The sequence below is a fragment of the Porphyromonas sp. CAG:1061 genome, from assembly GCF_000435035.1.
GTDB lineage: Bacteria > Bacteroidota > Bacteroidia > Bacteroidales > Porphyromonadaceae > Porphyromonas_A > Porphyromonas_A somerae.
Genome location: NZ_HF988884.1, coordinates 1 through 13,046, shown reverse-complemented (window position 1 = coordinate 13,046; position 13,046 = coordinate 1). Strand labels below are relative to the sequence as shown.

The window sequence follows — 13,046 nt, the reverse complement described above, 5'->3', positions numbered from 1 at the left end:
TGTCACCGCACCAGTCTTACGCTTAGATATCTGCTCCTCTATATGCTCTGCAAGGTCATTACCGCCCGCCCCTTCATCGAGCTCTATATCGGCATCACGGGAGACCTTAAAGCTATAAGAGCCAAGCACGTCGTAGCCCACAAAGATCTTATCCAGACCAGCACGCACCACTTCGTCCAAAAAGGTAAAGGAGTAGCGACCCTCAAAGTCAGGCAGTCTCAAGAAGCGAGGAGCCTTGGTAAAAGGCAACTTAATCATAAAGACCCTCTTCTTGCTATCCGAATGGCGTCGCACATAGACGGCAAGGTAGATTCGCTTGTCTCGTACAAAGACATTCATAAGGTTGGGGCTCACCAGCACCGGCTGAAGGTAAGGAAAGACCTCCTCCTCAAAATATCGCTCTACAAAAGCACGTATCTTACCAGTAAACTCCTCCGCATGGGTAAAGACCTTCACCCCCGCCTCAAAAAGGTCTGGCACCATCACCTCCTCCCACGCTTGCCGAAATAGCTCCTCCTGCGACTTCACCTCATCGGTAAGCGCCTTAAAGCTCTCACGCTTTAGGCGTACCTCGTCTTTATCCCCCTTTTTGATAGCTCGCTCCAGTGCCATGCGGTTACTCGCCACACGCACCTGATAAAACTCCTCAAGATTCGATGAAAATATCGAGAGGAAGCTGATCCTCTCGTATATCGGCACACTCTTATCCAGCGATTCCTGTAGCACCCGCTTATTGAAAGCGAGCCAACTGATGTCCCTATCAAAATATCTCCTCTTCTTACCCTCCATAAGTCATCAAACCATTTAATAAATAACTACCTCCACAAATTTACTAAAACTTTAGCTATAATGAGAATGTTGCACGAAGGATGAGATGCTAGGCAACCGTTAGGGTGCCAAGGCACCTAAATAGGCGCTGAGGATGAGGCCGAAGGGAGCGTACTCACGTACGTGACCTAGGCCGAATTCCGAAAGCAACGCCGCAGATCGCCTTCGTGCGTTTCACGGTTTTGCAGATAGAATATCAGCAAATCTCTATGATAGCTGATTTTAGTCATTTGACGGACAAAACACATCTGAGCGATGGCTTTGGGGGACAAAATGCAATGTTGCCGCAGATAATTTCTTTTTATGATGAATGGATTGTGATTCTAAATACGGATTATAAGGAGGCTCTGACACAGACTGATTTCCAACTCTGGCATGAAACTTAGTCATTCACATGTCGACTTAGATACCGGCTTAGATACTTTAATCCAAATTCTGACACTTTTTATACCGACTCTGCCACTCACAATGAGCTAACTCTGACACTTAATGCCTTAAAATCAAAAGTGCGCGACCTAAAGTTGAAATAAACGCCATAAGATAGACTGATTGTTTGAAAAATATCCATATTTGGCAATATTTCAAGAAAAAAACTGTAATTTTGCAAACAATGCATTCAAAAAGGCTATAGTATGGAACGAAAAATCAATCGTATTAAGGTTGCCTTAGTAGAGAAAGGCAAAACAAATAAATGGCTTGCAGAACAGGTCGGCAAGGATCCTGCCACTGTAAGTAAATGGTGTACTAATGCAGCACAACCAACACTGGAGATGTTAATGCAAATATCCAAGATACTTGATACCACTCTTGACTCCCTTGTTCGCTTCGAGGAATTACCCGACATTGAAAAAAAACAATAGGATTTGCTTTACGAGGAATGGCATAATTTTAGAGAACCTCATTGCAATCTTACAGACATATTTGTAACATTATGGCAATACTTACAGTATATACCGAACTGCTCGATAATACATTAAATGGTGCACGTATCATAGACATGGGTACCCAGCGTTCATGTGCTTGTTTCCTGTTACCCAAAGATAAAGTGGCCGAAGTAGGCGCCAAACATAAGTGGGTAAAACAGCACTCGTTTTATATACTTCTCGGTACGCATCCTAATACTGGGAAACGCATCGGTTATATTGGTGAAACAAATGATTTCACTCATCGAGTAATTGATCACAAACAGAAGAAGGAATACTGGGATACCGCACTTGTGTTTATCTCTAAATCAAATGAGATTTATAAGAATGAAGTAAAATACTTGGAGTATTTAGGGTTAAAGGGTGCAAATGAAGCGGGCAACTATGAGATTGACAATACCAAGAAGGTCGAAAAGGAAACTTTGTCACCACACAAAGAAAATGAGATGAACGCTTTCTTTGAGGATATCCAGTTTCTTACCCGTTTCTATGGTTGTGAAATTTTCGATAATCCCAAGGAGACCATAAAGCCTGCAAATTATCATGAGTTCCATTTAGATATGAATAATATAGGAGTTCATGCTACATTACATTACTATCCAGATACAGATGAATACTACCTAAAAGCAGGTAGCAGGATTTTGTCCAAAGACTTGTCAAGCATGCCTAAGGAAGTCGGTATGATGCGCGATGAATTTCGAAATAACAAGATAGCTTATCAGAATGATGGAGAGCTTCTCATCTTGTTACAAGACGTAAATGTTACAACCAAGAAACATTCACAATCAGGTGCAGCTAGTTTCTGTACAGCCACGGCAATGCAAGGAACAACAGCATGGATTGACAACAACAACCAAACATTCGGAAAAATTTTCCCAAAAGAAAAATAATATGGATATTCTAGAAATAAAGAAAACTATACAGGCCCTTGTAGAGAAATACAAGTCGAACCGTGATTTCTACAGAACTTCAAATTTCAACGAGACACAAGTGAGAAACGAGTTTCTTGATCCTTTATTTGAAGCTCTTGGTTGGGATATTCGTAATATATCAGGCAAGAAAACAAATGAGCGAGAGGTGCTTCTGGAGGAATCACTTAAAGCCAATGCCGCCACTCATTCAAAGAAACCGGATTATACGTTTCGACTCTTTGGGGAACGTAAGTTCTTTTTAGAAGCAAAGAAACCATGTGTAGATATTAGCACCGATGATAATCCTGCCAAACAGGTTAGACGTTATGGTTATACGGCTAACCTTAAGATTTCTGTACTGTCTAACTTTGAGGACTTATATATCTATGACACTTCATATAAAATAGAAGACGAAGATACTCTAACTAAAGCTCGTATCAAAGCATATCATTATACTGACTACGAAAATGTTGTAGAGGAACTTCTTGAATTGATAGGAAAAGAATCTGTATATACAGGGCACTTTGAAGAGGTTTGGAATAACGTTGAACTGAATGTAATACACCAGTCAGTAGACTCAATGTTTTTGGAACAAATCAATCAGTGGCGTTTGATGCTTGGTCAACAAATCCTTTCTTATGTTTCTGAAATAGATATAAATTACTTAGGGGATATCGTACAGAGCTACATTAATAAAATACTCTTTCTCCGTGTTTGCGAAGATAGAAATATTGAAACTTATCAGCGTCTGCTTACAATTGCGGACCATAATAGCCACGAAGAACTCGTGGCGAAATTTAGGGACGCGGATAACAAGTATAATTCAGGTCTATTTGAGGAACTTATTTCAGAGAAGGTAATTGGAAATATCAGTTCTTCCTTTTGGACAATAATTCGTCAACTCTATTTCCCGGAAAGCCCATACTCATTTACGGTACTTTCATCAGACATTCTTGGCCGCATTTATGAAATATTCCTAGCTGAGAAACTTGCTGTAGTAGATGGAGTACTTAAGATTGTTAAGAAACCTGAGAATACAGAACGAGATATTGTTACTACGCCAAATTTTGTTGTACGTGAAATCTTGCGTCAAACTGCCGTTGAAATCATTCAAGGGAAGACAGCAAACGAAGTCAACGATCTGAAATGCGCAGATATAGCGTGTGGTTCTGGCGCATTTTTGTTGGAGTTATATCAGTTGCTCTATGACTCATTAGTCGATTACTATCTTGAAAATGACAGAAGTAAACTTCTTCAGACGAGCATTGATACTTATAAGTTGCCATACGAAATGAAACGCAATTTGTTGGTGAACTGTATCTATGGCGTTGATAAGGACTTTAACGCCGTTGAAGCATGTAAATTTGGATTGCTACTTAAATTGCTTGAGGATGAAGACATAAACTCTTTGTCTTCATTCCATCCAATATTGCCAGACCTTTCAAATAATATATTCTTTGGTAATAGCCTTTTAAGTACTGCTGATGTTCCTGCTGCTGATGCTCTCGAAGTAAATCCTTTTGATTTTGGCGATAGAGTCTTCGACTTGATAGTAGGTAATCCTCCATATATGAAAACCGAAGATATCAAGAAATTTACTCCGAAGGAAAAATCTCTTTACGAAAAGGGGAATAAGTATACGAGTGCCTACAGACAGTATGACAAATACTTTCTTTTCATAGAACGTGCACTGGGTCTTTTGAAACCCAATGGACGTTTAGGTTATATTGTTCCAAGCAAATTCATGAAGGTTGGGGCAGCAAAGAAACTTCGAAACCTTATAACCGGCAATAGTTATCTCAAAACCTTGATTTCGTTTGGTGCTCATCAGGTATTTGCAGACAAGTCAACCTATACTTGCATTATTGTATTGGAAAAGAATCGGCACGATATTTTTAAGTATTCAGAAGTGAGCAATCTTGTGGGATGGAGAGTCCAAAATGCCGAAGCTAATAAGTTTTGCTACCGTTCATCAACAACCATTAATTCAGATACTTGGGTATTGTGTACGGACGAGCATCTTCCATTACTAAATATGGTAACCACTCATGCGAAACCACTGTCAGAAATAGTTGGCGATGATTATATTTTTAACGGAATCCAAACAAGCGCAAATAAGGTTTATGTCTTTATTCCTAAATCTGAAACACGGACGACCTATACTTTTAAGGCTTTTGATGGCAACGACTATGAAGTGGAAAAAGCAGTAACAAAACCCTATTACAAAACGATTCAGGGCGAAGATTCCATGAGTTCTTATCGCACATTCAAACCCAATGCCCGTGTATTCTTTCCATATAAGAAAAATCAAAATGGTCGTCTACAGTTGATTCCACTTACAACTATTCAAATACACTATCCTTTGTTCTATGCATTCTTAATGGCAGCAAAACCTGAGCTGAGCAAAGCATCTCGGGATATTCAACCCAAGCCAGCCACTGCAGACGAGTGGTATCGTTACGGAAGACACCAAAACTTGGAGGCGTGTGAAATAGAAGAAAAGATTATCGTAGGAGTGATGTCACAGGCAGATAAATATGCTATAGACAATAATGGCACCTTGATATCATCTGGTGGTACCGCTGGGTATTGTGTAGTTAGTGTTCCTGCGGACAGTGAGTATTCAATTTATTACATACAAGCCATCTTAGGTTCAACTCAAGGTGAATGGCTTGCTTCTCTCTATGGCGAAATCTTCCGTGGTGGCTATATAGCTCGTGGTACAAAGGTACTGAATCAAATACCGATTCGTGAGATTGATTTTGCAAATCTAGATGAGCGAAATATTCATGATGACATTGCCAATCGCCAGAAACAAATTATTGAGTTAGGCGATAAGATTGGCAAAGCGACAAAGAACCGAAGAAACCTTGTGCCGTTACAACGCCAATTTAATTCATTGAGGCAAGAACAGCAGAATGCCATCAACAATCTTTACGGCATGACAAATGATGAGGTATCATTAATTCCTAAGATAAAAGAGCTTTATGCAACTGATTGAAAATGCAACAGACCAGAAACTGAGAGGTGCTTATTACACTCCTCCTGCAATAGCCAAATTTATTCTGCAATGGGGAATTAATGGCTGTAATGATTTGAATATACTTGAGCCAAGTTGTGGTGACGGTGTGTTCCTAGAATGCATTGGCAACAACGGGATGTCCTATAATAGTGTTACGGCAATTGAATATGAAGAAAAAGAAGCCGAGAAGGCACGTGCAATAACTTTGCATGATTCAGAAGTAATCAATGCTGACTTTCATCGTTTCTGCCTTGATACCAATAGGCGTTTTGACTTGGTGGTTGGAAATCCTCCGTTTATTCGTTATCAGTATTATGATCCTGAGCAGCAAAAACTAGCAGATGAAATATTCAAGCGTTCTGGGTTAAAGAGAACAAAACTCACGAATGCTTGGGTCACATTTGTAGTAGGTTGCAGTCAGTTGCTGAAAGAGACAGGAAAGATAGGGTTTGTTGTCCCATCTGAGCTTCTTATGGTCAAGTATGCTCAACAGTTGCGTCGATATCTTGCAAAGAACTTTAACAAGATAAACATCATTTCTTTTGAGAATCTTGTCTTTGAGGAAATACAGCAAGAGGTTGTTCTGCTGTTATGTGAAAAGAATGGTACAGATGAGCATATGATTGAACACATTGAGGTGAAAGATGCTAATGCTTTGTTTAAACTAAATCCTCATAAATTAAAATTTCCCACCAAGAAGATTGATTTCCATACTGATAAGTGGACATACTATTTCCTTGAAAAGAAAGAGCTTGACCTGTTGGAGAAAGTAAAGTGCAATATGCCATCTATTTCTACTTACGCAAATGTAGAAGTTGGAATTACAACTGGGGCTAACGATTACTTTACAGTACCGGAGTCTGTAATAACTCTATACGATTTAAAAGAGTATGCAAGACCTATGGTCGGCAGAAGTGTGCAGGTTAGCAGCTTATGCTTTACGGAAAAAGATTGGCTGGCAAATGTGACTGCAGGTGCCAAAGCACATCTTCTCGTTTTCCCTTCAGGAGTCAAAAAGAGTGGAAATGATGGTGTAAAAGCTTATATTGAAAACGGAGAGAAGAAAGGAATAAACAAAGGCTACAAAACAGGGATACGTGATGAATGGTATATAATTCCGTCCATTAAACTTTCTGATGCGCTTTTCCTTCGCCGCAATAACCAGTACCCGAAGTTCGTGTTGAATGAGGCCAAGGCTTACACTACTGATACCATGCACCGGGTATTCATCAAAGAGGGAGTAAACAAGAAAGCATTCGTGGCAAGTTACTATAACTCTCTGTCATTTACCTTTGCAGAGATTCTTGGGCGCAACTTTGGCGGTGGTTGTTTGGAACTCATGCCAAGTGAGGTTGGAGGTATCTATATGCCTTATCGCATAGAGAACGAGAAATTATTTACTGGAATTGACAGAATGTTACGTCAGAAAAGAACTGCTGACGAGATTCTTGATTATACTGATAGAATAATCCTTCATGAAGGTATGGGATTTAGTATGGAAGAAGTTTATACAGCCCGTTCCATCTGGCATAAGATTATGGGCAGACGTTTAAGCCGTGAGCCACTTGAAAAGAAAGAAATAAAAGTTGAGAAAAAGACAAAATATACTCAACTAAACTTCCTAGACTTATTCGAACAGTATCAGTATAATAACATCATTGAGAATAATGTTGTTCGTGAAGATATGGCTGAATACGCTATTTCACCTCACAAGCATCTTATCGACAAGTCTAGGAATGTGCTTGTTAGTCTTGTTAAGAAAGACAACTTCGAACAATACCTTGATAAGTCTGCCAAGATTTATTATACAGGTAAAAAATTTCCATCTAAAGTCGCTCTCAACAAGTTGTATTACTTCATGCCATATTTAAAGGGCAAAGGCATTCGTGACTTGTATTTGATAAAGATAGCCAGAGTAGGCACACGCAAGGAAGGTCAACTAGGTGAAAATAAGAACGACTTCCGCTTGGTTTTCGAAATTGAATATGTAACCCAACTTTTTGATGACTATCAGTCTATAGACTTGAAGATTTGGAGGACGTTTACAGACACAACAATGGAAAAAATTATGAGATTATGAAACAATTGACATCAGCAACAAGAAGAGATATTATAGATACTATAACCAATAGAAGCATTAATTCCATTTTTTTGAAAGTAAGAGGCATGTATCAGCCGTATGGCTGATACTGCTGTAAACCCATAGGATTAATAGAACTGAGTATGGTACTGATGGTACATTCGTTTGGATTATATTCAAGTATACCAACTTTGTAGTCAAAAATATTTCCATTTCTATTACCAATTCTATATAGAAAAACAGGGGCTGTTTCTAACATCCTGTTTTCTCCACAACAGAAATCTGTGACAAAGAGCAAATGAATACAGATCCATTATTTAAGTTGCAAATAAAGAACAATGTAAAGCGATGTGATGAGGACACTAACTTGGACATTATAATAGATTTTAATTTTGATTTTATAACGTGATAAAAGATCTACAATATGGAACCCACTGAAATTATATTAAGTTTTGTAATATCCTATATCGCAGGTATTATTCCAACTGAGTGGTTTAGTAATCATAAATCCATGAAAGAAAAGTTGGATTTATGTTTCAAAAGTGCTGTTTATAAATGGACTAACAATCCAGACACTCAAAATGCTGTAGGAGAACAAATGGATAAATATTTACCCCAATTAAAGGATTTCATCGCTCATAAACCCATTGGCCGTCATCCAAGAGAAAATGATTTGCTTAGACTATGGGCGGAAGAGATTCTGAATGATACAGAGTGCAACCAGTTCTTTTTAGAATATGAACATCAGATAATGGCATTAAAATTGGAAGAAGAATGTATTACAGCTAAGGAGATACTAGAAGACACCAATAATATAAAAGCACAAATTGAACAACTGAAGAATAGGGGCATTACTAAAAGCTCTGTGTATTGGGAACAGTGGGCTTCGGGACCCAATAACATTAAATTGAATACCAGCATTCTGCTTGCTGGTCGTGAAGCGGAAAAACAAAAAGTGATAGAGAGCTGTAATGCTCCCTGCTGTTTATATGTAGAAGCAGCATCAATAAAAGAAGCTAAAGCTTTTGTGGTTGCATCCATTATTAGTGAAAGTAGCGCACTCACAGAACGCACTGTAATAGCAACTAATAATGAAGCATATAAAGACATCGTGGAGAATTGTAATGGAATGATATTTATTACAGACATTCAAGAAAATGCTCATTATGTTGTTTCTCGTGGCCATACCGTTTTTTTATGTATATGCCCATCAGATAAAAGTAATGATGCATGCACGATACATTTACCCATATTAGATAGAGAAGATTTTATAAGCTCTCTTGTTGAGATTGGTATTAATGATGATAAGGCTAGAAGTCTTGCAGTTGACTCTATGCGTGACATATCCATATTGAGAAACCTTTTGGATTTTACGGATAAGACACCTGTTTGGCAGACAACAGAAAATATCCGTCTTATCATTCCTGCATTATTACTGGGCGAATGGAATGAAGATTGGCAAGATGATAAAGATTTAGTAAAACTAATGACGGCAAAGGAGTATGATACTTATATTGAAGAAATCACTCCGTTACTATTTGTTGATGAAACTCCACTAATTCGAATAGGTAAAATATGGAAAACAAAATCACCTTATGATTTATTAAAACAATTAGTTGTCTATATTACCTCATCCCACTTAGAAAGATTTGCAGAAGTAGTAGAATGGGTGTTACAAGACGACGATCCTGATGCCGAAGAAAAAATGAACGAGAAGGGTTTGCACTGGTGGCAAAACAAGCAAGCTTTTTCTGGGCGATTAAAAGAAGGCGTATTTCAAAGTCTTACGTTACTATCCATAGTGACAAGTCGTAACCAAAATAATAAAGATTGGGTCAACAGCTTTATTGAGAGAAAAATCAAAGACTTTAATTTGAAACGCTATCTGACGCACCGCCATAATCTCCAATGGCTGGTCGAAGCCTCTCCTTCGTCTTTTATAAAATTTATCCAAAACGACATCAAAAAAGGAAGCCTTTTGCTAAATCAGATAATGGATGTTAAGCATAAGGATTTTAGTATCATCGGAACCGAAATATATTACTCAGAACTACTATTTGCATTAGAGGCTTTGGCATGGGACGAACAATACTTATTTGACACAACAGACATTTTAATGTACCTTTGCTCTTATCGCAATGACAGCAATTATGCAAATAAGCCTATAAATACTTTGTTGAGTATTTACCGATTCGGATTACCACAAACGTATGCTCCGTTTGAAACTCGTTTGGAGATTCTAAAAAGTTGTGCAACTAAGCATCCTAAAACCATATCATCACTATGTGTATTGCTGCTAAAAGGACTTTCAGAACAAGTTTTTATGCCAAATGCACATTTTAGGTGGCGTATGCGTGAAAGAAAAGAGGCGCCTAATTACATACCAAGTATACCCACCACGCATGTAATAGCTATTGTTCAACTACTACTTGCGACATCTGAATTTTCTGTGGAGAACATTAAGGAAATGGTAAATCTATCATTTGATAATTATCTTAGAGGTTGTCGCACAATGTTTTTGGATGCAATAAGCAAGTGCAAAGACAAAATAAAAGGGAACGAAGAAATTACAGATTGTTTTCGCGAAAAGATTAATTGGCATCTACAATGCCAAGAATCTAATTGGGCGTTGTCAAAAGAGGAATTAGTTCCATTTGAGAAACTACTATGCGAGATAGAATCTGACGACATCTTAATAAAGAACAAGTATCTCTTTGAGGACTTTCTTATTAAGACTCCTGACTATAAGGATTTTGATAATGATTTTCTGAAAAAAAATAAGGAAACAAGAGAAACCAGAGCTAAAATTATCAAACAAATAATAGATAAAAAAGGATTAGATGCTGTCTGGTCATTTGCAGAAATTGTTAAGCACAAAGAAGGAGTGGCAAATGCAATTTATGATTTATATGGGACAGATATACATGATGAGATTTACAGAAAATACTGCAATGGATATTTGAGCAAAATATTTGTTAACAGATATTTCTTTTCTGTTTATTCTGGCCAGGGGAAATCTGCATATATGTCCATAATAGAAGAATTAAGCTCTATTTCTCAAAAACACATCTCCATTATATTATCTGCTCCTGGGTATCAACAGACACTGGCTGACTTTGCTAGTACTTTAAGTAAAGATGTAGAAAAAGAATACTGGGAAGATGTGAACATATTAAATAGTCCTGAAGAAGAATATGGAAATATTATATGGAAACTATGCTCCGTTAAAAGATATACAGACATTCTTCACATTATTCAAATAAAAAATGATGAAATTATTATAGCTACAGATATTAAGATTCGCATATTACACGAAATGATAGCAAATGGAGCATGGGATGTCTTAAGAAACCACATATATGAAATTTCAGAAGTACTAAAGACTATTTCTTTGCCTAAAGACAATACCCAAAAGTCTATACTGCTTCAAATGGAATTTATAATGTATGACAATTTGTGCCACTATATGAATACACATGAGATACATCTTATGCAAGAAATCAACAAAGATCCTTCCTTATTAATGGAAATATACGCTATGGTTTTTAAGGCAGATGATGGGGTTGAAGAAGAATATCCTAAAGATAATACACAAATAGAGTCAAAATTGGCAATGGCACAATTGGCATATCGTTTCATACATAATTATCACGAAGTTCCTTGTTCTTCCCCTACTGGAGAAGTAAATGAAAACGCTTTATCTGAATATTTTGAGGAATTGAAGAGACTAGCAAAACAATATAATCGAACAAGCATTTTGCCAATAATAATTGGACGAATACTTGGTAATTTTAGAGAGACAAAAGATTACCCACCAGAAATATTCTGTCGTTTTGTCGAACATTTCAATGACAATCGTATTGATTCTGAGATTCGTTGTGCATTATATAATCGAAGAGGGATGACAACACGAAGTCCGTTTGAAGGAGGAACCATCGAGCGACATCATATAAAAACATTTACAAAATACCGAGACAAGGCCCGTTACTATTCTCCACGTTTAGTAAATATCTTTGAAGGTTTAATAAAAGAATACCAACTAATGGCGGAGAAGGAGGATAACGAAGCAAAGTTACTAGATATAACAAATTAATTGAATCATACACCGTCCAAAAAAGCTTCGTGTAAATAAAGCAGAATTTCCGAAATTTGGACGGTGCCTTTTTTGGGCACAGCAGATATTTCAGGTTGGTAGTTGTTTATAATTGCATAATGGTGTTATCTTTGTTTGCGTAAGTGTTATTTGTTCTTTGCTGCAATGAAAGGTAGTGATATGCTTTGGGAGTTTTTACCCAAAGGTCTGAAAGACATTTTTGAAGTGGTTAATGTTGAGAATGGCCCTATCACCTTTGATGTTTGGCTTGATGAGAAGCGTGAGAAGAGTGAGTTGGTGGTTCCCGGCTTTCTTTTACGTTGCCTTAGCTTCAAGCCGTGCTTGTCTAGAGTGCCAAGAAAACGGTCTCTCCCTAGTGGAGTCCCCTCCTTAAACTCTCGCTTATACATATGCCACAGCTTCTTACCGCCCATACCAGGTGCCTTTTCTCGGGTCTCAAGAACGTACTCAACAGCCATCTCTTCAAGTGCCATATTGGCATGAAGTTTTGACTTTTTTCGCTTGTAATAGGCTTGCTTACTTACACCAAACAGGTCGCAAAGGAGCTGTATTGTATATTTCTTCAGGTCCTGTGCGTGCAAGCGATCTACCGTTTGGTGCCAGCTTTTTTTCTTATTTGGATGCGGAAATTCTCTTCTGCTACATTGATTAATTCATTCAATGCTTCTGCCAAAACAGTCTGCCTAAAGAGCTGTTCTTCAAGCTCTTGAACCCTTCTTTCTAAATCAACTGATCTTTTCTCAGACGCCCCGCCTGACGCCACATCCGAATAATAATACCTGCGATATCCGCGGTGCTCTTCTTGTCTCTTCTTTTTCTTCGCCTTCATCTCTATAACTTCGTCTAACCCAGAATCTAGGTACCTATGAACCCACTCCAGGATCGTAGTCCTACCAATAGGAACAAGGTGTGAAATCTGGGTGTAACCTAAGTTTTCCTCAAAATAGAGGTGAATAACTCGGTCAAAATAAATCTTCTGGAGTTGACTCCTTTTTACAAACTTACTCATAAAAATCTATCTATGAGTCAACTTTTTCTAGGACAAGACAGGTCGGACAACCTTATCCAGGTCTGACCCCTCAGCCGGTGTCAAGGAGGTGGTGAATATGCTTTTCCACACAGGTCGTTCGGGGCATACGCCCCTCCGACCTGTGCCTATTTAAGAGGG

Annotated in this window: 8 protein-coding genes; 5 read left to right on the top strand and 3 right to left on the bottom strand. The window is 38.0% G+C overall.

Features of this window, described 5'->3' with window-relative positions; genetic code table 11:
* Positions 1 to 789 (bottom strand): polyphosphate kinase (locus QVO39_RS02465; protein WP_502685059.1); only part of this gene is annotated, 789 nt, incomplete at its 3' end.
* Positions 790 to 1,460: 671 nt separating this feature from the next.
* Here QVO39_RS02465 and QVO39_RS02460 point away from each other — a divergent pair.
* The 5 genes from QVO39_RS02460 (at position 1,461) to QVO39_RS02440 (ending at position 11,857) form a co-directional block, all read left to right on the top strand.
* The gene (locus QVO39_RS02460; protein WP_021902874.1) at positions 1,461 to 1,688 is read left to right on the top strand and encodes a helix-turn-helix transcriptional regulator; all 228 of its coding nucleotides are present in this window, start codon (positions 1,461 to 1,463) and stop codon (positions 1,686 to 1,688) included.
* 71 nt (positions 1,689 to 1,759) lie between these two features.
* Positions 1,760 to 2,641 (top strand): GIY-YIG nuclease family protein, encoded by an 882-nt coding sequence (locus QVO39_RS02455; protein WP_021902873.1) that lies wholly within the window; start codon positions 1,760 to 1,762, stop codon positions 2,639 to 2,641.
* 1 nt (position 2,642) lies between these two features.
* Positions 2,643 to 5,663, top strand: coding sequence for an Eco57I restriction-modification methylase domain-containing protein (locus tag QVO39_RS02450; protein ID WP_021902872.1), 3,021 nt, complete (start codon positions 2,643 to 2,645; stop codon positions 5,661 to 5,663).
* Entirely contained in the window at positions 5,650 to 7,764 is a 2,115-nt protein-coding gene (locus QVO39_RS02445) for an Eco57I restriction-modification methylase domain-containing protein (protein ID WP_021902871.1), read from the top strand. The genes QVO39_RS02450 and QVO39_RS02445 overlap by 14 nt, the downstream gene beginning before the upstream one ends.
* A 424-nt stretch (positions 7,765 to 8,188) precedes the next feature.
* A complete protein-coding gene (locus tag QVO39_RS02440; RefSeq protein WP_021902870.1) occupies positions 8,189 to 11,857 on the top strand; it encodes a hypothetical protein in 3,669 nt (1,222 codons plus the stop codon).
* A 146-nt stretch (positions 11,858 to 12,003) separates the two neighbouring features.
* On the opposite strand, the gene QVO39_RS02435 is transcribed toward QVO39_RS02440, so the two are convergent.
* On the bottom strand, positions 12,004 to 12,351 hold the full coding sequence (locus tag QVO39_RS02435) for a hypothetical protein (RefSeq protein ID WP_288171620.1): 348 nt from the start codon (positions 12,349 to 12,351) through the stop codon (positions 12,004 to 12,006).
* 113 nt (positions 12,352 to 12,464) lie between these two features.
* Entirely contained in the window at positions 12,465 to 12,887 is a 423-nt protein-coding gene (locus QVO39_RS02430) for a transposase (protein ID WP_021902868.1), read from the bottom strand.
* Positions 12,888 to 13,046 lie beyond the last annotated feature (159 nt).

What these genes read in the sequence shown, in the direction of transcription:
- QVO39_RS02460 (WP_021902874.1), top strand. Translation starts at nt 1,461, where the DNA reads ATGGAACGAAAAATCAATCGTATTAAGGTTGCCTTAGTAGAGAAAGGC.
- QVO39_RS02455 (WP_021902873.1), top strand. Translation starts at nt 1,760, where the DNA reads ATGGCAATACTTACAGTATATACCGAACTGCTCGATAATACATTAAAT.
- QVO39_RS02450 (WP_021902872.1), top strand. Translation starts at nt 2,643, where the DNA reads ATGGATATTCTAGAAATAAAGAAAACTATACAGGCCCTTGTAGAGAAA.
- QVO39_RS02445 (WP_021902871.1), top strand. Translation starts at nt 5,650, where the DNA reads ATGCAACTGATTGAAAATGCAACAGACCAGAAACTGAGAGGTGCTTAT.
- QVO39_RS02440 (WP_021902870.1), top strand. Translation starts at nt 8,189, where the DNA reads ATGGAACCCACTGAAATTATATTAAGTTTTGTAATATCCTATATCGCA.
- QVO39_RS02435 (WP_288171620.1), bottom strand. Translation starts at nt 12,351, where the DNA reads ATGGCACTTGAAGAGATGGCTGTTGAGTACGTTCTTGAGACCCGAGAA.
- QVO39_RS02430 (WP_021902868.1), bottom strand. Translation starts at nt 12,887, where the DNA reads ATGAGTAAGTTTGTAAAAAGGAGTCAACTCCAGAAGATTTATTTTGAC.